Origin of the sequence: Glutamicibacter protophormiae (genome assembly GCF_014647495.1) — a bacterium.
In the GTDB taxonomy this organism is placed as follows: Bacteria; Actinomycetota; Actinomycetes; order Actinomycetales; family Micrococcaceae; genus Glutamicibacter; species Glutamicibacter protophormiae.
In genome coordinates, this window is record NZ_BMPH01000001.1 from 77006 (window position 1) to 99036 (window position 22031).

15 protein-coding genes and 3 tRNA genes are annotated in these 22031 nt (G+C 63.1%); 12 read left to right on the plus strand and 6 right to left on the minus strand.

Annotation, left to right across the window (positions count from 1 at the left end):
* Position 1: 1 nt before the first annotated feature.
* Positions 2-1309: a phosphotransferase gene (locus IEY43_RS00390; RefSeq protein WP_239463990.1), complete on the minus strand. Its 1308-nt coding sequence runs from the start codon at positions 1307-1309 to the stop codon at positions 2-4.
* Positions 1310-1537: 228 nt separating this feature from the next.
* Between IEY43_RS00390 and nudC the strand changes: the two genes are divergently transcribed.
* From nudC to IEY43_RS00405, 3 genes are all read left to right on the plus strand, one after another.
* Complete coding sequence (gene nudC / locus IEY43_RS00395; RefSeq protein WP_188946614.1) at positions 1538-2392, plus strand: NAD(+) diphosphatase; 855 nt, start codon at positions 1538-1540, stop codon at positions 2390-2392.
* Complete coding sequence (locus IEY43_RS00400; RefSeq protein WP_188946615.1) at positions 2392-4515, plus strand: ATP-dependent DNA helicase UvrD2; 2124 nt, start codon at positions 2392-2394, stop codon at positions 4513-4515. The genes nudC and IEY43_RS00400 overlap by 1 nt, the downstream gene beginning before the upstream one ends.
* A 122-nt stretch (positions 4516-4637) precedes the next feature.
* Positions 4638-5249 carry a M48 metallopeptidase family protein gene (locus tag IEY43_RS00405; protein ID WP_188946616.1) on the plus strand — a complete coding sequence of 204 codons (612 nt, stop codon included), beginning with the start codon at positions 4638-4640 and terminating at the stop codon, positions 5247-5249.
* A gap of 110 nt (positions 5250-5359) precedes the next feature.
* On the opposite strand, the gene IEY43_RS00410 is transcribed toward IEY43_RS00405, so the two are convergent.
* Positions 5360-6796 carry a zinc-dependent metalloprotease gene (locus IEY43_RS00410; protein WP_188946617.1) on the minus strand — a complete coding sequence of 479 codons (1437 nt, stop codon included), beginning with the start codon at positions 6794-6796 and terminating at the stop codon, positions 5360-5362.
* Between the two features lie 177 nt (positions 6797-6973).
* Between IEY43_RS00410 and IEY43_RS00415 the strand changes: the two genes are divergently transcribed.
* The 5 genes from IEY43_RS00415 to IEY43_RS00435 all read left to right on the plus strand — a co-directional run bounded on the left by IEY43_RS00415 (position 6974) and on the right by IEY43_RS00435 (position 13159).
* Positions 6974-8089, plus strand: coding sequence for a YlbL family protein (locus tag IEY43_RS00415; RefSeq protein ID WP_188946618.1), 1116 nt, complete (start codon positions 6974-6976; stop codon positions 8087-8089).
* Positions 8090-8302: 213 nt separating this feature from the next.
* Complete coding sequence (locus IEY43_RS00420) at positions 8303-11263, plus strand: UPF0182 family membrane protein (RefSeq protein ID WP_229777205.1); 2961 nt, start codon at positions 8303-8305, stop codon at positions 11261-11263.
* Positions 11264-11327: 64 nt separating this feature from the next.
* A tRNA-Met gene (locus IEY43_RS00425) sits at positions 11328-11401 on the plus strand.
* Positions 11402-12272: 871 nt separating this feature from the next.
* Positions 12273-12346 (plus strand) — tRNA-Met (locus tag IEY43_RS00430).
* A 736-nt stretch (positions 12347-13082) separates the two neighbouring features.
* Positions 13083-13159 (plus strand) — tRNA-Met (locus tag IEY43_RS00435).
* Positions 13160-13347: 188 nt separating this feature from the next.
* On the opposite strand, the gene IEY43_RS00440 is transcribed toward IEY43_RS00435, so the two are convergent.
* On the minus strand, positions 13348-14079 hold the full coding sequence (locus tag IEY43_RS00440) for a PspA/IM30 family protein (RefSeq protein WP_188946620.1): 732 nt from the start codon (positions 14077-14079) through the stop codon (positions 13348-13350).
* 74 nt (positions 14080-14153) lie between these two features.
* Positions 14154-16214, minus strand: a complete 2061-nt coding sequence (locus IEY43_RS18300; RefSeq protein WP_188946621.1) for a TPM domain-containing protein — start codon at positions 16212-16214, stop codon at positions 14154-14156.
* Between the two features lie 239 nt (positions 16215-16453).
* Between IEY43_RS18300 and IEY43_RS00450 the strand changes: the two genes are divergently transcribed.
* The 4 genes from IEY43_RS00450 (at position 16454) to IEY43_RS00465 (ending at position 20748) form a co-directional block, all read left to right on the plus strand.
* On the plus strand, positions 16454-18010 hold the full coding sequence (locus IEY43_RS00450) for a S1C family serine protease (RefSeq protein ID WP_188946622.1): 1557 nt from the start codon (positions 16454-16456) through the stop codon (positions 18008-18010).
* A gap of 199 nt (positions 18011-18209) precedes the next feature.
* Positions 18210-19031 carry an electron transfer flavoprotein subunit beta/FixA family protein gene (locus tag IEY43_RS00455; RefSeq protein WP_188946623.1) on the plus strand — a complete coding sequence of 274 codons (822 nt, stop codon included), beginning with the start codon at positions 18210-18212 and terminating at the stop codon, positions 19029-19031.
* Positions 19032-19045: 14 nt separating this feature from the next.
* Positions 19046-19990 carry an electron transfer flavoprotein subunit alpha/FixB family protein gene (locus IEY43_RS00460; RefSeq protein ID WP_188946624.1) on the plus strand — a complete coding sequence of 315 codons (945 nt, stop codon included), beginning with the start codon at positions 19046-19048 and terminating at the stop codon, positions 19988-19990.
* On the plus strand, positions 19987-20748 hold the full coding sequence (locus IEY43_RS00465) for a PIG-L deacetylase family protein (RefSeq protein WP_188946625.1): 762 nt from the start codon (positions 19987-19989) through the stop codon (positions 20746-20748). The genes IEY43_RS00460 and IEY43_RS00465 overlap by 4 nt, the downstream gene beginning before the upstream one ends.
* Before the next feature lie 81 nt (positions 20749-20829).
* Here the strand turns inward: IEY43_RS00465 and IEY43_RS00470 are convergent, their stop codons facing one another.
* Positions 20830-21435 carry an anti-sigma factor domain-containing protein gene (locus tag IEY43_RS00470; RefSeq protein WP_188946626.1) on the minus strand — a complete coding sequence of 202 codons (606 nt, stop codon included), beginning with the start codon at positions 21433-21435 and terminating at the stop codon, positions 20830-20832.
* A gap of 121 nt (positions 21436-21556) precedes the next feature.
* The gene (locus tag IEY43_RS00475; protein WP_188946627.1) at positions 21557-22018 is read right to left on the minus strand and encodes a tRNA (cytidine(34)-2'-O)-methyltransferase; all 462 of its coding nucleotides are present in this window, start codon (positions 22016-22018) and stop codon (positions 21557-21559) included.
* Positions 22019-22031 lie beyond the last annotated feature (13 nt).

Below are 22031 nucleotides of genomic sequence, written 5' to 3' on the forward strand. Positions count from 1 at the left end.
CTCACCTGGAGGAGTCGGGTCCGTCCTCTGCCGAGGGGGCGGATTCCTCCTCCGGCGCCGCCGGATCGGAGGCGCCGGGACCTGCCTGGCGTTCTCCGGCCTTCGCGGCGGTCCCGGGGGCCGCGGCGTTGGCTGGATTCCCGGCCTTGGGCTGGGGGTCCGGCTCGGCGCCATTCGAGGCGGCTCCGTTCGGGGCTTCCGCCGGTGCAGCAGCTGAAGCGTTGCCTCCCAGCGCGGTGACCTTGGAAGAATTGACGGTCGGGGCCGAAGACTTGGGCACCATTACGGGGCGTTCGCTTGCCGGCGCCGGCGGGGCCGGGCTTGCGGCAGGTGCCGCCGGGGTGCCCAGCGGGCGCGGCGCTTCGACGACGGACAGCGGCTGGCCGCCGTACTCGGCGATATTCCGGTCCAGTTCCTGGAGCATCTCCTCGGCTTCGGCGATGCGTTCGGCATCCTTGCTGTCCAGCGACTTGACCAGCCATTGGGCCAAGGCGAACTCGGCGGCGAGCGCCGCCCGGCGCATGATGTGCGGGTCGGCGGATTTTCCGCGGGCCTCGACGTAGGCGGCGAACACGCGCTCGCTGAAGTTCTGGTCCTCGATGGCCGACAGCCACGCAAAATCGTCCGCCGGGTCCCCGACATGCAGGTCGGTCCAGCCCTTGACGGCGGTAATGCTCGACTGGGAAATCTGGATCTGCTCTTCGTCGAAGTCGCCGTGCACCACGGCTGCGTTGAAGCGCCACAGGGAGACGTCTTCCATTGCATGCTCCCAGCGGCGCAGCAGCCGGCTGGGAACCTTGCCGGTGGCGGCTGCGGTATCCAGCTCGTTGAGCTTGCGCTGGCGCACCTCGTCGGCGGTGTAGGTCGGAAGCCCGGCGATCTCCACGGACTCATCGGGAATCTGGTGGATGGCCGCCATGCACTGTCCCAAGGCGGCCGCCAAGCGGCTGCCCTCGTCCACCAGTTCGTCCAAGTTCGGAACCCGGCCCGGAAGATCCTTGTAGACGAAGGTGCGCAGCGACCCCTGGCGCACCGTGCCGGCCACGCTGGGCAAGGCGAAGGGCAAGGAAGCGCGGACCTTCGCGGAGAAAGCGCGCAATGCCGACAACTCCGCTTCCAGCCTCATGCTGGCTTCGTCATGGCGCGGCGAACGTACGCGCCAGCGGTGCTTCTGCGCGTCGACGATCAGGGCTGAATCGAAGTCTTCTGCATCATCGGATAGCGCGGCAAAGCCCACCGGTGACAATCCGGGTACAGCGGCGGTGGCAATTGCGGCGAGTTCCATGGCAGTGCGTTTCACAATGTCCACCGTATGCGAGATTCCTTTCGGCATCGTTGAATGACGCACGGAAGATGCGCCGTTTTCCAGCGAAATACCGGTGTTGCGATGAAGATCATTGTCAATTATTTCCACAGCGTCTTGCTGGCGCGTTCCCCTCTCCTCGAAGTGCACTAGGTTAGAAGTATGGCGTTGGCAGACATTTACCGTTCACCGATTAGTGGTTTGAGCTTTTCCCGGTCACAGATTCACCGACCTTTGACGGAACACGACGATCCGGAGAAGCTGCCGCGAGCCCTCTCCGAAGCGTCCACCCGGGTTCTGCTGCTCTCCGAGGCCGGTGCCGCCGTCACCGGCGGCCAACTGCTGTTTCTCGACGGTCCTGCCTACGTGCCGCAGGCCGATGACCGTCAGGTGTTCCTCGGATCCCATGGGGCGCAGAGCTTCGTGCTGGCCATCGTCAGTTCCGAGCATTACCCGCAGATCGCCCCCGAGCAGTGGATCAGCCTGCGCGAGGCATTCACCGTCCTGGGCGGCATCGAAGCGGAGCTTTTTGTCGAAGCCCAGGCCATCGCGAACTGGATCCGAACGGAAAAGTTCTGCCCGCGGTGCGGATCGGCAACCCGGTCCGCCACCTTCGGCTGGGGCCAGCGTTGCGTGGCGAACGGCCACGAACTGTTCCCGCGCACCGATCCAGCGGTCATCGCCGCGATCATCGACGCCGAGGATCGCATCCTGCTCGGAGCCAATGCGACATTCCGAACACACATGTATTCGGTCTTGGCAGGCTTCGTGGAAGCCGGCGAGTCCTTGGAGTCCGCGGTGCGCCGCGAGATCTTCGAGGAATCCGGCGTCCATGTGGGGGATGTCGCCTACCGCGGCTCCCAGCCGTGGCCGCTGCCCCGTTCGCTCATGCTCGGCTTCACCGGGGAAGCGTTGAGTACCGAGCTGGTCCCGGATGGCGCCGAAATCCAGGACCTGCGCTGGTTCACCCGTGAACAGCTCGGCGCGGAATTGCGCGCCGGCAGCCTGCAGATTCCCCGCGGTGCATCCATCGCGCATGCATTGATCAAGTCCTGGTACGGCGAGGACCTTCCGGAGGCATCCAAGTAGTGAGCGCGTACGACAACCCTCCAATCCACGACCTGCTGGCCGGCCTCGATGCCGAGCAACGGGAAGCCGCTGAAACCCTGCGCGGACCGCTGTGCATCCTTGCCGGTGCCGGCACCGGTAAAACCCGGGCCATCACGCACCGCATAGCCCACGGCGTCCATTCGGGCATCTACAATCCGACCAGTGTGCTGGCCCTGACCTTCACCACCCGCGCCGCCTCGGAAATGCGCACCCGGCTGCGCCAGCTCGGGGCCGCCGGGGTGCAGACGCGCACCTTCCACGCCGCCGCGTTGCGCCAGCTGCAGTATTTCTGGCCCCAGTCCATCGGGGGAACCCTGCCGAATCTGGTGGAGCACAAGGCTCCACTGATTGCCGAGGCCGCCCGCAGGCTGCGCATTTCCAGCGACCGTGCCATGGTGCGGGATCTTGCCGCCGAGGTCGAATGGGCCAAGGTCTCCATGCATTCCCCGGAAAGCTACGCCAAGATTGTTGAAAGCCGCGAAATGCCCAATGGCCTGGCCCCCGTGAGCATGGCCCGGATCTTCCAGACCTACGAGGAGCTCAAGGACGACCGCAGCGTCATCGACTTCGAGGATGTGCTGCTGCTGACCAGCGCGATCCTGGAAGAGGACGAAAAGGTGGCGGCCAGCGTGCGCCTGCAGTACCGGCATTTCGTGGTCGACGAGTATCAGGACGTTTCGCCGCTGCAGCAGCGGTTGCTGGACTTGTGGCTTGGAGCCCGGGACGAACTGTGCGTGGTCGGCGATGCATCGCAGACCATCTATTCCTTCACCGGGGCGCGCCCGGACTACCTGCTGAACTTCGGAACCCGCTTCCCGGAAGCGAAGATCGTCAAGCTCGTGCGCGACTACCGTTCGACCCCGGAAATCGTTTCCCTGGCGAACAAGGTGCTTGCCACCCGCCGTATCGAAACCGCGGTGCCCGACCGCACCGTCACCTGGCCGGAGCCGCTGGAGCTCGTGGCCCAGCGGGACCACGGGCCCGCCCCCGAATTCTTCGAGGCGACCGATGACGAGAACGAAGCCGACGAGGTCGCCCAGCGGATCAAGATGCTGGTCAAGCAGGGCCAGGACATCTCAGAGGTTGCGGTGCTGTATCGCACCAACGGGCAGTCGCAGGCCTTCGAGCAGGCACTGACCGCCCATTCGATCCCGTATGTCATGCGCGGCGCCGAACGCTTCTTCTCGCGACGGGAAGTCAAGGAAGGCATGCTCGCCCTGCGTGCGGCGCTGAACGTTTCGCAAGACGAGAACGTGGCGCAGCTCGTCCGCGATGTGCTTTCCTCCCACGGGTATTCCGCCACTGCGCCCAGCGGCGGCACCGGCGCCGTGAGGCAGCGCTGGGAATCGCTTTCGGCACTGGTGCGCCTGGCCGACGAACTCGTCGAGGGCCGCAAGTCGCAGGGGGAGAAGGCGACGCTGCATGATGTGGTCCGCGAGCTCGAAGAGCGCGCGGCGATCCAGCACGCACCGACCCTGGACGGCGTGACACTGGCATCTTTCCACGCCGCCAAGGGCCTGGAATGGGACGTGGTGTTCCTGGCCGGCCTGAGCGACGGACTGGTCCCCATCACCTATGCCAAGGACCAGGCCGGATACGATGAAGAACGCCGCCTGCTCTACGTGGGCATCACCCGTGCCCGCATCCGCTTGTACCTGTCTTGGTCGCTCGCCCGGACCCCGGGCGGTCGTGCCCACCGCTACCCTTCGAGGTTCCTGGACGGCATCAAATCGGTGCGCCAGGCCAGCAGCAGGCAGCAGGCCCCGGCCAAACGCCGCGAACAGAAGGTGACTCCGGCGGTGTGCAGCACCTGCGGCTCCTTCCTCACCAGCGCCAAGGAACGCAAACTCAAGCGCTGCTCCTCTTGTCCGGCGACCTATGATGAAGCCCTCTTCGAAGCGCTGCGTGCTTGGCGCTCGCAGGTAGCCAGCTCGAACTCGGTTCCGGCCTTCGTGATCTTCACCGATGCGACGCTGATGGCCATCTCGGAGCATCGGCCGACCTCCGAGCAGGCGCTGGGCAAGATCTCCGGGGTGGGCCGCAGCAAACTGGAACGCTACGGCCAGGCCGTGCTGGAAGTGCTCTCCGACCACCTCGGCTAGGTTTTGCACAACCGGCGCCCGCGGCACAACAGCCGCGAGGCCCCGGCCTATGGTGAACCGTAGCCACGCGGCTCGTATCCGGTCCCCGGATGCCTGCCCCCAGTCCTGAAGGGAACGCGCCCATGCCTGCCTTGCCGAAGACCATAGACTTCGTGGCCTCGGACGACATTCCGGTGCGCGTCGTGCGGTCGGCCAAACGGCGGAAGACGATTTCCTCCCAGTGGAGGGACGACCGGCTTGTCGTCCAGGTGCCTGCGGCGCTGGATGAACGCTCGGAACGGATGCTGGTCGACGAGATGGTCAAGAAGTACCGCCGCAATCGTGTCCAGCGTGCCGAGGCGACCAGCGACGCGGGCCTCGCGGCCCGGGCCGAGCAGTTGGACCGTCGCTATTTCGGAGGCCTGGCGCAGCCGGTCTCCGTGCGCTGGGTCAACAACCAGAACAAGCGCTGGGGGTCGGCCAGCGTGTTTCAAAAGACGATCCGGCTTTCCTCGAAGCTGCTGCACACCCCTCAGTGGGTGCAGGACTACGTGCTGGTGCACGAGCTCGCGCATCTGGTGGCGCCCGGGGACGGCCACGGCGCCACATTCCAGGCACTGCTGGACAGGTTTGAACGCCGCGCGGAGGCCGACCAGTACCTGGCCGGTTTCAGCGCAGGTTACCGGGCCCACGCAGCGGACAACGGACAGGATGCGGCCGGGGCGGGCGGGTTCGACGGCGACGAGGACGAATAGTCTGTTCCTGCACGCGGGCACCGACGCTTTTCAGCCGGGACAGCAATGGTGCGGGCGCCGAATCGACAAGATTCGGCGCCCGCACCACGTTACCGGTCCCGCACAGCAGTCTAGGCCTTGGGATCCTGCGGATCCTCGTCGTTGTTCTCATCCTTCGGCGCTTCGGCGACGGGGTCGATGCCGTCGAATTCGCCGTTGAGCAACTTGCCCAGGGCCACGTCGAATTCGTCGAATTCTTCGGCGGCCTCTTCACGGCGCTTGGTGAAGCCGGCGGGATCGCTCAGGTCCGCTTGGGTCGGCATCAGGTCTGGATGGTCCCAGACGGCATCGCGGCCTTCGATTCCCCGCTCGTTGAACAGGTGCTCCCACAGGGCCGCCGCTTCACGCAGCTTGCGCGGGCGCAGTTCCAAGCCGACCAAGGCGGCAAACGTCGACTCCGCCGGTCCGCCTGATGCGCGGCGGCGGCGCATGGTCTCGCGCAGGTGGCCTGCGAACGGCAGGTTCTGGGCCGCTTCGGAGACGACATGGTCGACCCAACCTTCGATCAGAGCCAAGGTGAGCTCCAGATTTTCCAAGGCCTTGTCCTGGGCCTGGGTGCGCTGCGGGGTGAACAGCCCCTCGCCGAGCATGGACTGCAGCGCTTCGGGATTCGACGGGTCGATCCCGCGAACTGCTTCCTCGATGCGCGACATGTCGATGTGGATGCCGCGGGCGTAGGACTCCACGGCGCCGATGAGCTTGGAGCTCAGCCAGGGTACGCGGTTGAACAGGCGGGCGTGGGCGCTTTCGCGCAGCACCGCATAGAGCAGCACTTCCTGCTCCGGAATTTCCAGGCCGTCGCCGAACACGGAAACGTTGGTTGCCACGATGCCCGGGGTCGTGCCGGCCAGCGGCAGCCCGATATCGGTCCCGCCCAGCACGTCCTTGGCCAGTTCTCCCAGCGCGGAGCCGAGCTGCATGCCGAACATGCTGGCGCCGAGGTTGCGGAACATGCCGTCGGCGTTGCCGAGCATGCCCTTCATCTCCTCGGGAATCTGGTCCTTCATGGCACTGGTAATCGCCTGGGCCACGGATTCAGCCACCGGCTCGGTGATCTTCTTCCAAGTGCCCAGCGTCTTGTCGTACCAGCGCTTGCGGGTCCACGCCTCGATGGGTGTGGAACCTGCTTCGAAAACGGTGGAGTTGTTCAGCCACAGGTCCGCGAGGTAGGACGCGTCGGTGATCGCACTTTGGCGTGCGACCGACACCTCGGGGTCTTCGCTGGCGTAGGCCTGCAGGGCGGTGTCGGAGGCGAGCTTCCAGTTCACCGGACCGGATGACGCGTTGCTGCTCATCATTGCCGACATCATGGTCTGCGCCTGCTGCATCATTTTCTGCATCGCCGCTGGGTCGCCCTGGGCCCCCAAGGCATCTCGCAGCTGCGGTGGAAGATTATTTGGGTCGAATCCGCTGCCGAAGAGCTGACCAAACATCGCAGAGAACGGATCCTGCGGGTTGTTCTCGTCGTCGTTACCGTCGGGGCGGTTATTCGGGGGGTTCTGTGCCATGTAGTTAAAACTACCGCCTACGGCTGGGAGTTCGCAGTCGTAATAGTCCCAGTTCGCTTTCGGCACATAGATTCTGCACGCTTCCTCATGAATTTCACAGCATGCCTTCAGTAGGGTTAACAGTAGCCTTGCCACTCTTGGCATTGCTGCACCAATTTTCCGTCAGGAGTAGGGTACGTGTACGAACAGGAACCAGTCATTTCAGCCAGCGACCCGGCTCCAACCGGGGCGCCTGGCAGGGGTTTCTCGCGAGTGCAGCGCACCAGCGCCGGAATGATCGCCCTGCTGCTCATCGGCGCGATGATGTTCCTGCCCACGAACTTCGTAATCCGTTCGCCAGGCCCGGTGCTCAATACGCTCGGCGAAGTCGATGGCACCGAACTGATCACCATCGAGGGCGCCAAGTCCTTCGAATCCGAGAGCACGCTGGACATGCTGACCGTGTTCGTCCAGGGCGGCGGATCCAATCGCGTGACCATCCCGGTGGTGCTGGAAGCGCTGGTCAACCCGACAAAAGACATCGCCCCGGAGGAAACCGTCATCCCGCGCGGCGTGAGCACCGATGAGCAGTCGGAGCAGAACGACATGCAGATGGTTTCCTCGCAGGACCAGTCGGTGGCCGCGGCGCTAACCGAGCTGGGCTACGACTTCAAGACGTGGCTGGACGTCGCAGGGTTCGCCACCGATGCAAACAAGGCAGTCCTCAAGGAAGGCGACCGGTTGCTGAAGTATGAGGGCAAGGAGATCAAGTCCCTCGAACAGCTGAAGGCGGATCTCGACGAGCATGGTGATGCGCCGGCAACGATGACCATCCAGCGGCCCGGCGGCAAGGCTGCAGCCAAGCAGCTGGACGTGGAAGTTTCCACCACGCTCGGCGAGACCGGAAACCGGCAGTTGGGCGTGCTGCTGAACACCACCCACGATTTCCCGATCGACGTGAAGTTCGGCGTCGAGAACATCGGCGGGCCGAGCGCCGGCATGATGTTCGCACTGGCGATCATCGACCGCCTCACCGAGGGTTCTCTGGCAGGGGACCACCACGTGTCCGGAACGGGCAGCATCGACCAGGCCGGAAACGTCGGGCCCATCGGTGGCATCGCCCAGAAAATGGTCTCGGCCAAGAAGGAAGGTGCAACGGTGTTCCTGGCTCCAGCGGAGAACTGTCCGGAAGTCGTAGGGAGAGTCCCCGACGGATTAAACGTTGTCAAGGTATCGACGCTGCACGAAGCACGCGAAGTCCTTGAAAAGGTGGCCAGCGGCGCGGACCCGGCCAGCATGACGACCTGCGAATAGATTTAGCTGCGCAACACGGGAAGAATGTGGTGCAGACAGCAAGACTGGTGCGTAATCTCTCGCACGTGAATTAGGTACATGAGTTCTGACGCGAAACCAGCGTCGGGGACACAAGGTAAGGAATAAATAGTGTCATACGGATCGGATACACCGTCCGGGGGCCCACCGCGGCCCCGCCAACCGCAGCAACCGTCCAGGCCCTCGGGCAAGAAGGTGTCTCCGCTGACCCTGACCATCTTCGCGGTGGTCATCTTGGTCGCGGTGTTCGTTTTCCTGTCCAATTTCTACGCAGATATCCTGTGGTTCAACCAGCTCGGCTTCTCCGAGGTCTATTGGACCGAGCGCATTGCCAAGCTGGTGATCTTCCTGATCGCCCTGGTTCTCATGGCTGTTCCGATGTGGTTCTCCATGCGCAGCGCCTACAAGCACCGTCCGGTCTACGCACCGGACGGCGGCCGTGCGGACTCGATGTCGCGCTACCAGACCCAGCTGGAGCCGGTTCGCCGCTTCCTGATGATCGGCATTCCGCTGGTGGTCGGCATCTTCGCCGCCGTGGCGGTAGCCGGACAGTGGAAGACCATCCTGCTGTTCCTCAACCGCACCCCGTGGGGGAGCACCGATCCGCAGTTCAACATGGATCTGTCCTTCTTCATGTTCTCGCTGCCATTCATCGCACTGGTCACCGGATTCCTGATCTCGGTAGTGCTGCTCAGCGGTGTGGCCGGCTTGCTGACCCACTACCTCTACGGCGGCATCCGTGTTGAAGAGCGCGGCGGCATCACCATTGGCAAGGCAGCCCGCGTGCACACCGCCATTGTGGTGGCAGTCTTCCTGCTGCTTCAAGCAGTGAACTTCTGGATCGGCCAGTACGAAACCCTGACCGACCAGTCCGGCCGCGTGGCCGGTGCGCTGTACCGCGACGTGCATGCAGTCATCCCTGCGCAGATGATCCTGGCGATCGTCGCCGTGCTGATTGCCATCACCTTCGTGATCGCCGCAATCACCGGCCGCTGGCGCCTGCCGCTGATCGGTACCGCAATGCTGGTGATCACCATGATCGTGGCCAGCGGCGTGTACCCGTACATGGTGCAGCAGTTCCAGGTCGTGCCTTCCCAGCGTGCGCTGGAAAGCCCGTACATCGAACGCAACATCGAGATGACACGACAGGCCTACGGTCTGGACGACATCGAGGTCACCCAGTACGACGCGACCGTGACCACCGAGAAGAACGCGTTGGCCAAGGAAACCTCGACGACCGCGAACATCCGCCTGCTTGATCCCAACCTGGTCTCGGCCGCCTTCGCACAGCTGCAGCAGTTCCGCGGTTACTACACCTTCGCCGAAACCCTCAACGTGGACCGCTACAAGGTCAACGGCAAGGTCGAGGACACCGTGATCGCGGCCCGCGAAGTCAACGTTTCGCCGACCGACACCTGGGTGAACCAGCACATCTCCTACACCCACGGCTACGGCCTGGTTGCCGCCTACGGCAACCGCGTTGCCGCCGGCGGCCGTCCGGACTTCATGCTCGGCGGCATCCCGACCAACGGCGATTTGGCCAGCGACAAGGACTACGAGCCGCGCATCTACTTCGGCGAGAATTCGCCGCAGTACTCGATCGTCGGCGGCCCGGAGGAGGGCTGGGACGACCGCGAGCTGGACCGCCCGAGCGCCAGCGGCGACGCCCAGGACACCCGCTACACCTTCACCGGCAACGGCGGCCCGAACGTGGGCAACATGTTCAACCGCATCGTCTACTCGCTGAAATTCGCCTCGACCGACCTGCTGCTTTCGCAGGACGTAAACGCCGATTCGCAGATCCTCTACGACCGCGATCCACGCGAGCGCGTCAGCAAGGTTGCCCCGTACCTGACCCTGGATTCGAACGCCTACCCGGCGATCGTCGACGGCCGCGTGCAGTGGATCATCGACGGCTACACCACGTCGAACAACTTCCCGTACTCGCAGCAGCAGCAGCTGTCCTCCGCGGTCACGGATTCCCTGACCAACGCCCAGGACATCGACGCGCTCAACGGACGCGTGAACTACCTGCGCAACTCGGTCAAGGCTACCGTCGATGCCTACGATGGCTCGGTCAAGCTGTACGCCTGGGATGACGAAGATCCGCTGCTGAAGTCCTGGCAGAGCATCTTCCCGAACACCATCCAGCCGATGACGGATATGTCGGCACAACTGATGGAGCATGTGCGCTACCCCGAGGACATGTTCAAGGTGCAGCGCGAAGTCTTGTCGACGTACCACGTGGATGATCCAGGTACCTTCTACGAGGCGAATGACGCATGGGCAGTCCCGGATGACCCGACCACCGCCAACGCAAAGGTCAAGCAGCCTCCGTACTACATGTCGCTGAAGATGCCGACGCAGGATGAAGCCGCGTTCTCGTTGACCTCGACCTTCATCCCTGCAAGCTCGGCCAGCGGCCAGCAGCGCAACGTGCTGTTCGGATTCCTCTCGGCGAACGCGGATGCGGGAACCGCAGCGGGAACCAAATCCGAGGACTATGGCAAGCTCAGACTCTTGGAGCTGCCGACCGACACCGCCGTGCCGGGCCCCGGACAGGCACAGCAGAACTTCGATACGAATACACGGGTGACCCAGGAGCTTAACCTGCTTCGCCAGGGTGCTTCGGAAGTGAAGAACGGCAACCTGCTGTCGCTGCCTGTTGGTGGCGGTATCCTCTATGTCCAGCCTGTCTATGTCCAGTCCTCGGGTGCTACAAGCTACCCGACATTGCGCAAGGTGCTGGTGGCCTTCGGCGACCAGGTTGGATTTGCCGATACGCTCACCGAAGCCCTTGACCAGGTCTTTGGCGGCGACTCGGGTGCGGTGACCGGTGAAAGCGGCGCCAACGCTGGCGAGAAGCCGAGTGAGGGCGACAACGGTTCGAAGCCGACGCAGACCGACTCCCAGAAGCTTTCTGACGCACTGAACGCCGCCAATGCGGCGATCAAGGCCGGTCAAGAAGCCTTGGCCAAGAACGACTTCGCCGCCTATGGCAAGTCGCAGAAGGACCTGGAAGCCGCGCTGCAGAAGGCCATCGAGGCCGATGCCGCGATTAATGGCACTCCAAAGGAAACCGAGAATCCAGCCCAGGACCAGGGCAGCGAACAGGGAACTGAATCGCCTGCCCCAACCGACGGGAACAACGGATAGTTCAACTGGCACGAACGCCCGATTTGCGTTTCACTCCGCGATGATGCAATAATTGACTAGTCATCGCGGGGTGGAGCAGTTCGGTAGCTCGCCGGGCTCATAACCCGGAGGTCAGAGGTTCAAATCCTCTCCCCGCCACGAAGGCCAAAAAGACGGAAGCGAAAGCTTCCGTCTTTTTGCATTCCCAGGCACCTGAACCTGACGTCAAGATCGTGAATCTGGCAGGACAGCTTCCCCTCATTTGTTATGGACGTCTCGGACGCTGTCTTTCGAGCCGTTCGCAGCCGCCCATTGCAGCCGGCCGGCGGTTTTCCATCATCATTCCCTGCGAAGTTCAATTGACCGCAATTGGCAGCGTCTCCTCGGGTTCAAGTTAGCGTCGCGGTCCGAACACAAGTTTGGTATCAGGGTCCCGTGACGATTGCAGAATCGCATCCGAGCCGATAGTGGATTCCAGGGCGGGTGCAGGTGAAGCATTCATCCGCCATGAACTTTGCCAGCGAAGTCCGCAGTAAATTCCCTGCGGCCGGTCTGACGGCAGAAACCTTGTCCGTCCAGGTTGCGTTCCGTGATCGAGCGCTGATCCGGCCCGCTGCAATGCCACCGGCGCCCGCAACTCGCTTGAGAGCCTTGCCCAGCCGTGCCGGCCAGGGAAGTGTCCTCCCGGCGGGCGTGGACGTTGCTTGGGCCGCAAACCGGCAAAGAATGGCACCGTCGACAGGCCGAAGGCCAGGAAGCCAGGGCTCGCAGCCGGCCTCCAGCGTCGCGCACGATAACAAGTGCGACTCGGCCTCGGCGCCTGTGCTCGGAATTCCCGCTCGGCGCACGGCCTGGGGAACTCTCGGTCGTGTCCTGCTGCTGGACCAAGAGAAGCATTGAGCATCCGTTTTTACCGCTACCTTGAGGCTGGTTGCCGCTTCGATGAACTCCGAAGGCGACCGGGGTGACGAAGGCCACGGGCGCTCGATTCGCGATTCAGTTTCCTTGTTGGTAATGTTGTATTTACCGACGCGGGGTGGAGCAGTTCGGTAGCTCGCCGGGCTCATAACCCGGAGGTCAGAGGTTCAAATCCTCTCCCCGCCACTAAGGCGAAAGACGGAAGCGAAAGCTTCCGTCTTTTTTTATTTCCGAAGCGTATGCACCCACCCCTCGGATCCAATCAGCGCTGCCTCCAAGGCCTCCAGGAACTGCAGCGCGTACGACGGGGCGGCGGCCTCAGCTGGTGGCACCGCTCGCTCGCCCCCCTTATTGCGGGTCTGGCGGAATCGTTCGCAGGCTCGTCATCGATTGACGCGTGGCAGGCGCCATCCCCTGGTGGATCCAGATGCCATCAATTCCGACCCCGTCGAAGACCTCGTCGACGCGGCGTGGGGGAGGGGGCACTGTCCGCCAGCAGGCGGTTCAGTAGCGGAAGAGCCACGCGGCTTGCCGCCTCCGTGATCTGTTGGAGTTTTCCTATTCGCCAACCGGTGGTCCGGGGTGGCCCATTGACCATGTTTGACTCGGGCCGGGCGGCGGTAGGTGGTTGAAGTGTTGCAGTTGATGCGCCGCGCTCATTGTTGGCCATTGCGCGTTGCCGTTTTCTTTCGGGGATTGACGGACTGTTTGGCTGGAGGTTTTCCGTCTGGGGTTGCTGTGCGGGGATGGCATCCATGGGCGACTTGGTCCTTTCCAGGCTTTCGGGGGCGGGAGCAGGTTTTCAGGCCTCCTTTATCGCAGTTAGCCCGAGAAAGAGCCAAGCCGGAATGCGGTGGTGACGAACGACACGTGCCCCGGATTCGCGTTCATGGTTACGCGTTGGTAATGTTGTATTTACCGACGCGGGGTGGAGCAGTTCGGTAGCTCGCCGGGCTCATAACCCGGAGGTCAGAGGTTCAAATCCTCTCCCCGCCACCAAGGTGAATGGAGATCCGAAAGGGTCTCCATTTTGCTTTTCCCCGTGAAGCTTCCTTCCGGAACCAGTTCGCGGGAATGCGCTTCACCACTTGCCGGGAACTGAAAAAAAGGGGGCTCCCCCTTGGCTGACCTCGAACGGTCTTGCCAAGGGGGAGCCCCCTTTTCCCGGTGATGACCCCGGCCGGCGCTTAGCCTTCCAGCTGGCCCGTTTGCTTGGCCTTCAACGCGGCCAATCGGGCCTCTACCTCGGTCTGCTCCCCGAGATCTTCCAGCGATTCGAACTGTGCATCCAAGCTGGAGGATGCGAGCTCTGCGGCGCCGCGGACACGAGCCTCTTCGCGACGGACCTTTTCCTCGAAGCGGCCGATTTCGCTGGACGGATCCATGATGTTGACGGCCTTGACCGCCTCATTGACCTGGTTCTGGGCGTGGGCCGCCTTGGAACGGGCGATCAGCTCATCGCGCTTGCTGGACAGCTCGGTGCGCTTCTCCTTCATCTGGTTCAGGCCGGTCTTCAGCTTCTCGACGATTTCACGCTGTGAAGCGATCGTCGGCTCGGCAGTCTTCATCTCCGATTCCGACTGCATCTGGCGCTGGATGGCCACCTTGGCCAAGTTGTCGAACTTGGCCGCGTCAGCGGCGTTTCCTGCGCTGCGGAACTCATCAGCCTTGTTGGAGGCGGCCAAGGCCTTGGTGCCCCAATCCGCAGCGGCCTGCTGGTCTTCCTTGTAATCGTCTTCGATCATTCGCAAGTTGCCGATGGTCTGGGCAATGGCCTGCTCGGCTTCGGCGATGTTGTCGTTGTAGTCCCGAACCATCTGATCCATCATCTTCTGGGGATCTTCTGCGGAATCAAGCAGTGCGTTGATGTTGGCTTTCGCCAGCTGGGAGATACGTCCGAAAATTGACTGTTTGGTCATGGTTGGCTCGTCCTGTCTGATTGATGATTATGAAATCGGGTCGTGCACACTGTCAAAATCTCTTGGCCGTCCGGCTAGAAGCTGCCGCCGCTTCCACCGAAGCCGCCGCCGTCCCCTCCTCCGAAGCCTCCTCCGAAGCCTCCTCCGAAGCCGCCGAAGCCGCCGCCGCCGAACATCCCGCCGCCGTCGCCGTTGTTGCCGCCGTGGCCGCCATGGAGGATGGAATCGATGAGAATGCCGCCCAGCACCGCGCCGCCGATACCGTCGAACATGCCGCCGCGTCCGCGTCCTCGACCTCCATAGCCTCCACCGAAATCGTCCCCGCCGCCGAAGCCGTTGACGTCCTGTTCAGCCATGCTTGCAGCCTGATCGGCCAGTTGGATCGCGCGCTGGGCGGATGCCACTGCGGCGGAAGGGTTGCGGCTGGACTGCGAACGGGCGTCGTCGTAGGCGCGCTGCGCTTCGGAAAGTCGGGTTCGCGCCGATGAACGTACGCCACCGCGACGGGCGCGGATGTAGTCTTCGGTGCCGTTGATCCGCGATTCGGCCGTATGCAGCAGGCTCTGCAGCTGCTCGCGAGCGGCCTGCTCCTGCTCTGCCTGGTTGCGCAAATTGGCCAGCGACGTCGCCAGCGGCTTGCTGGCTTCATTAAGCTGCGAAATCAGGGCTAGCGGGTTGTGTTTGCTGCCTAGCGACTTCTTGATGTTGTTCAAGGCGCTGAGCACACCGGCAACGGGGCCGGCCAGGTTGGGCTGGGAGCCATTATTCACCAGTGCCTGGGCCTGGGCTACATCTCGCGAGGCGAGCGCAACCGCCGATTCCAGATCGGATTCTGCCTGGCTCAGTGCCGTTGCGGACTTGTTGATGGCTTCCAGCAGGACTTCCGCCTGGTCCTGGGCTTCCTCCGCGTTCTGGATCAGCAGTGCGGCGTTTGCCCGGTCGCTGCCCAGCTGCTCGGATGCCTGCTTCAGCGCCGAGGCGGCGAAACTCAGGCGATCAGAGGCCTGCTTTGCGTTGTCCAGGATTTGCGATACCGCGGACTGGTCGTACCTGTCGGTGAGCTGTTCAAGGATGGCAACCCGTGCGGAGAGCTGCTGATTCAGGGGTTCCTGCTCGGCGGCTACTTCGGTGATCCGGGTTTCTGCGTTCTGCTCCAACTGGCGCAGTTTCCTGAAGTCGTCGGCGTGCTTCTGCAACGTCTCATTGACCTGTCCGCAACGATTGATGATTTCGCCGAGCCAGGAGCGCTGCTCCTGTTCCGTGTCCGGGATGTCATCATCCAACTGCTGCTGCAGCCGGAATGATTCGGACAGGTGCTGCTTGGCCTGGACCAGGTCCTGGGTGAATACCTCGATGGATTCTTTGCCGTATTGGGCTTCGGCGAATCCCAGCTCCTGCTCTGAGGAGCGAATCGAGTCATCTGCTGCGACAAGCAGCTGGTCGGCTTGGCGGCGCAGCTGGTCCAACGGAACGAGTTGTTGCTGCGGCATGCCAGGGAAACCGGGACCCTGTCCCGTTGGCAACTGCGCAGACTTCGTCTTTCCGCGGCGGCTCAACACCATGAACGCGAGGACAGCGCCACCGGCGATGATGATCATGACCCAGAAGAAGCTGAAACCAGACGAGGAACTGGACGAACCGCTGCCGGCCAAGGTTCCGCTGTCGAAAGCCTCAATGCCTGAGATAGCTCCCTCTGCCGCCCCCAGCCAATCGTCATCGCTTAAGGCCGGTAGTACTTCATTCGAAAAGATCTCTTGGCGGTAATCATCGAGGGGGCTTTTGTCGGAAGTACCCAGGAATGCCTGGCGGCTTTCGGTTCCGACAACCAAAATGGCATCATTTGTGCCCATGTTCTTCTTGTTGAAAACTGCTTCGGCCCACTTCTGGGGATTCTCTGGGCTGGTGAACTCATCGACGTAGATGGCGAACAGGCTGTACCCAGTAGCCTTGCGCAGCTGCGCAATCTGGTTTTCCAGCTGTGGCACATCTGAACCAAGTACGTTTGAATTGTCGACAACGAAGTCCCCGGGAGGTATCGTGACCGGAGATTCCGCCATGGCCGGCGAGGTCAAACCCACCGCAGCCACCGAGGCCAATAGGGCTCCGGCCAATATTCGCCGAGCTTTGCTACTCATGCTTTCCCACCTGAACTGCTACGTCGAACTAAAACCAAGGGCGATACCCCGATTTGGTAAATACAGGAAGCCGTATTCACACTTCGAATTGATTCTATTTGCCCCAGTGAAGCACGTCTATGACATTCAGCTTCCAGAATAGTTAACTCACAGGGGGCGCTAAGTTTGTGCAGTTTCATGCCACAGAACGCAACGGAATAATTGAAGTCAAGAGATCCTAGAGCTGAAAGAGACGAACAATGAGCCAGAACCCGAACGAGCCAAGCGACAACAACGCAGACGGCTCTGCTCAGTCGGGAAACAATCCCGATGCCACCGTGCCGGCTTCGTCTGAGCCGACAGTCAACGTTCCCCGGGTCGGCCAGACCCCCCAGGGCAACGATCAGCCAACAGACGCCTACCCGCATGCCAATCGCGGCGAAGACGCTACCTCGGAATACCAGCCAGCCCAGCATGCCGGGCCAGGAGCCTCATACAACTACACGAATGCCTCGGACAACACGTCGAACGCCGCCTACGGTTCGGGATACTCCGCGCCGCAGTCGCAGCACGTGAACTACCCGGTGCCGCCTGAACGCAAGCCATCGGACAAGAAGACCTTCACCGGAACCACCTTGATCTCCGGCATGGTCGCGGCCGCCTTGGTTGGCGGCCTGACCGCGGCGGGAACGAGCTACTTCCTGTCGGATACGGGAAGCACCGGCGGCACCACCACCCCCGCCCCGCAGGCAGGGGTTGTCATCAACAATCCCGACTCCGTCACCGAAGTCACTGCGGCGGCGGCCAAGGCCAGCCCCAGCGTGGTGACCATCGAGGTCTCCGGCAGTGGATCCAGCGGATCCGGTTCGGGCATCATCTTGGACAAGGACGGACATATTCTGACGAACACCCACGTGGTGACGCTTGGCGGCAAGGTCGCCAACCCGGACATTTCGGTGCAAACCAACGACGGACAGGTCTATAACGCCAAGGTCGTCGGCACCGACCCGATGTCGGATCTGGCCGTGATCAAGATCGAGGCGAGCAACCTTGTCCCGGCAACCCTCGGCAGCTCTGCTGACCTGAACGTTGGCGATACATCGGTAGCCATCGGTGCACCCCTGGGACTGAGCGGTACGGTGACCGACGGCATCATCTCGACACTGAATCGCACGATCTCCATCGCGTCCTCCGCCGTGCCTGAGAATACCGCGCCGGAAAGCAACGGCGACAACGGAAGCCAGTTCAACTTCCAGTTCCCGGGAGAAGAGCAGCAGCAGAGTTCGGCTGGCACCATCTTCGTCAACGTCATCCAGACCGACGCGGCCATCAACCACGGCAACTCGGGCGGCGCGCTGGTCAACGCGAAGGGCGAAATCATCGGCGTCAATGTCGCGATCGCCTCGGCGGGCGGCACCGAGGACTCGGGTTCCATCGGGGTCGGCTTCGCCATCCCGATCGACTACGCCAAGCGCATCGCAAACGACCTGATCGCCAACGGCACCGCCACCCATGGCCTGCTGGGCGCCACCGTCCAGGCCACGGCCGGAGCCAAGGATTCTTCTGGCACCGCCACAACGTCCTTCTCGGTGGGCGCCACCATCGTGGATGTGACCAAGGGGTCGGCTGCGGAAAAGGCCGGCCTGAAGTCCGGGGACGTCATCACGTCGGTCAACGGCCGCGCGGTCCGCGATTCGCAGACCGTTACAGCTGCAATCCGCGAGGTGCCAGCTGGCGGCGAGGCGAAGATCACCTACCTGCGCAGCGGGCAGGAGAATACCGCAACGGCCACCGTGGGATCGTTGAGCAGCAAGTAAATATGACTCCGAGAGTCGTCATATCGTCATTGTGAGACACGTGACGCGGTCTGGTGATTAACCAACCGCGTCACGTGTTGTTCTCTGAGCGATAAACGGCAATGGCATCGCCGTTCGTGGATACGATAGATGCAGATGAGATCTTCCGGCGCCTGGCGCACAGTGCGGCCGGATTACCCGAACTTCGAGGAAGGCGCGAATGAGCGACGCGAGCACTACGCCACTGACCATCGTGGTCCTGGTCAAACATGTTCCAGATGTCCAGTTTGACCGGCACATCGACCAGGATTCCCTGCGGCTGGACCGTACCGAGTCGGTTCTTTCGGAACTAGACGAGTACGCCGTCGAGGCGGCCCTCGCCATCGTTGAGGACAACGGGGGATTCGCGGCCGGCCACCAGGTCATCGCGGCGACCATGGGTTCCGGCAGTTCGGTGAACTCGGTGAAGAAGGCGCTGCAGATGGGTGCCTCCTCGGGGCTGCACCTGAATGATGCTGCGCTCGCCGGGTCGGACGCCGTGGCCACTTCCAGGGCCCTGGCTGCCCTGGTGCGGCACGTACCCGATGCGGATCTGGTGATCACCGGCATGGCTTCCACCGATGCTGAAACCTCGGTCGTTCCGGCGCAGCTCGCCGAGCTGCTCGGCTTCGCCCAGCTGACCCATGCGGCATCGGTGGCTTTCGATGCCTCGGTCCGTGAGCTGACCGTCGAACGAGACCACCTCAACCAACGTGTGACGCTCAAGGCAGGGCTTCCCGCCGTGCTGTCGGTCACCGACCAGGCCAACGATCCCCGCTATCCGAACTTCAAGGGCATCATGGCCGCGAAGAAGAAGAAGATCGTGGAAGTCGATCTGGCCGCGATCGGCCTGGCTGCGCAGGACGTCGGGGCCGAAGGTTCCACCACTTCCGTGCTGGCCGCCGAACAACGACCTGCCCGGCCGGCCGGCACCATCATCAATGACAGCGGTGAAGCGGGCATTGCCCTCGTCGACTTCCTTGCCGAACAGAAGCTGATCTAAGGACCTATTCGAACATGTCTTCTGCACTTGTATTTTTCTCCGATCTCAGCGCCGCCCCGGGCAAGGCACAGCGTGAGCTGCTGACCTTGGCCTCGCGCTTCCAGACCGCGGTGGTGGCCGCGGCCACCGAGATTTCCGCCGAGGCCCGCGACGTGATCGCCAGCTACGGCATCGGCACCGCCTTGCAGGCCGCCAACCCTGGACAGGGGTTCGGCGAGCATGAACTGGCAGTGCTGGATGCGGCGCTGCTGCAGACCGATGCCGACCTGGTGCTGCTGGGCAACGACAGCTTCAGCCGCGAGCTCGGCGCGCGCATCGCGGTGCGCCGCAACGCGGCGATCGTCACCGACGTCGTCGACGTGTCCGCCGACCTGATTGCCACCAAGGACGAACTGGCTGGAAGCTACAGCGCGAGCGCCAAGTCCACCACCGGCGTGCTGATCGCCGCCGTCAAGCCGAACAGCATCCAGGATGCGCCGGCTGGTTCCGCGGGAACCGTGCAGGTCAAGGAGCTGGACCTCGGCGCCGAGCAGGCGCCGAAGGTCAGTGTTGTCGGGGTGGAGGAGAAGGCTGTTTCCGAGCGCCCGTCGCTGGGCGAAGCCCGCGTGGTGGTCGCCGGCGGTCGCGGCGTCGACGGCGACTTCGGACCGCTGGAGGACCTTGCCGACGCGCTGGGCGCCGCCATTGGCGCCTCCCGCGCCGCGACCGACGCCGGATGGATTTCACATGACGCGCAGGTGGGCCAGACCGGCATCACCGTGTCGCCGCAGCTGTACATCTCCGCCGGAATCTCGGGGGCGATCCAGCAGAAGGCCGGAATGCAGACCAGCAAGTACATCATCGCGGTGAACAAGGACGTCGACGCGCCGGTCTTCGAGATCGCGGACCTGGGCATTGTCGGGGACCTGGCCAAGGTGCTGCCGCAGGCCGCCGCCGAGATCAGGCGCCGCCGAGCATGATCGACACAACCCAATTCATCACGGCCCAGACCGAGCGGGTGCTGGCCTTCGCCGCCCACCCCGACGACCTGGACTTCGGCGCCGCCGGAACCATCGCCGCGCTGACCGCAGCCGGTGTCGAGGTGCAGTATTGCATCATGACCGACGGGGATGCCGGCGGCTTCGACGAACGCGACCCGCAGGAAACCGCGCGCCTGCGCCACCAGGAGCAGACCGTTGCAGCTTCCAAGGTCGGTGTCAGCACGGTGCACTTCCTCGGCGAGCGTGACGGGTACCTGGAGCCCACCCATGAGGTCATCCGCAAGGTGGTGCGCCTGATCCGCCAGGTGCGTCCGAGCATTGTGATGGCCATGCATCCCGAGCGGAACTGGGACCGCATCCAGCGCTCGCATCCGGACCACCTGGCCTGCGGCGAAGCGGTCACCCGGGCGATCTACCCGGCGGTGGAGAACCCGTTCGCCTACCCGGAACTGGTGGCCGAGGAAGGCCTGGACGCCTACAAGGTGCCGTGGCTGTGGCTGTACGGCGCTCCGCGCGAGCGCGAGAACGGTTTCGTGGACATCACGCAGTTCTTCGGGCAGAAGATGGAGGCGTTGCGCGCGCATTTCACCCAGCACCCCGACGTTGCCTCCATGGAGCGTTTCGTGGAGCGCCAGTGCCGGACGAATGCCGAACGCGGGGGATTGCCTGCCGCCGCGTTGGCCGAGTCCTTCCATCTGGTCGCCGTGAATGCGGACGACACGATTTCCGGCTTCTAGGACCGCAAGCCGGAACCGGACAAAACATGAGGCGCGTTCCCTTTGGGGAACGCGCCTCATGTTTTGCGGCTTGGACGGCTGCTAGTCGTCCGCGCCCGGGGTGCTGGTGTCGCTGGCGCCGCTGTCCTGGGCGTCGGGAACTTCGGATGCTCCAGGGTCCAGCGGCAGGTCCACCGATGCTTCGGTGTCCTCCGACGGGGCCGAAGGGATCGTGGATCCTTCGACGGTGATATGGATGGCCAGGACGTCGCCGGCCGGGGTCAAGCCCGCATCGACATCGTCGCCGGTGGACGAGGCGACAACGGACACTCCGGTTTCCTCATGGACGGCCCACACGACATACTGCTGGCCGTCGGCGAGGCCCGGCAGGCTGGTCAGGTCCACGCCGATGGCGTCTTCCGATGCGGAGGAGCTGAGGACGGCCTGTCCGCCGTTCTTGAGCTGGATGGTCTGGATCACCGCGTCGTCGGCTTTGGCGGCTTTGGAAGCCTTGGGGCCGCCGTTGAGCAGCGAGAAGACCACGAGAGCGAGAACCGCAACGATCACGACGCCAACAACACCGAGGATCCAGCGCTTCGGCCTGGAGTTCCTCTCGGCGCGTGAACTGCTGGCCACTTGGTCAACCAGGTCTAGACCCAGGTCTTCGTCCTGAGGCTCGTCGCGGTGCTGGGAATGGCTACCGTTCATTGTCTTGGTTTCTCCCGGGGTTGTGGTCAAAGTTCAATACCTGCGGATCAGCGGGCACATATCGAGCCTACTTTATAAAGATTGGGTAAACCTGTATACGTGGCCGTACTTCGCTGGTACTTTATGCTCCGGCAAAGCCGTGCTGGCGCCACGCTTCGAAGGCAACAATCGACGCAGCGTTGGCCAGATTCAGCGAGCGGCGGCCCGGGAGCATGGGGAGCTTGACCAGGTCGGTGACGCGGGGATGCTGCTTGTCCTCGGCACTCAATCCCACCGATTCCTTGCCGAACAGCAGGATGTCGCTCGGCTCATAGCTGATATCGCTGTAGATGGTCTCGCCCTCGGAGGTGTAGGCGAAGACTCGCCCTTCGCCGAGAGCCTCGAAGGCGGCATCGAGATTTTCATGCACGGTCACGAATGCCAGGTCGTGGTAGTCCAGGCCGGCGCGACGGAGGTTGGCGTCCTCGAAGTTGAAGCCCAGGGGTTTGACCAGATGCAGTTCTGCGCCGGTGATGGCTGATAGTCGGATGGCATTGCCCGAGTTGCCGGGAATTTCTGGGGCATTGAAAACGATACGAAACACACTTCCAGTTTAA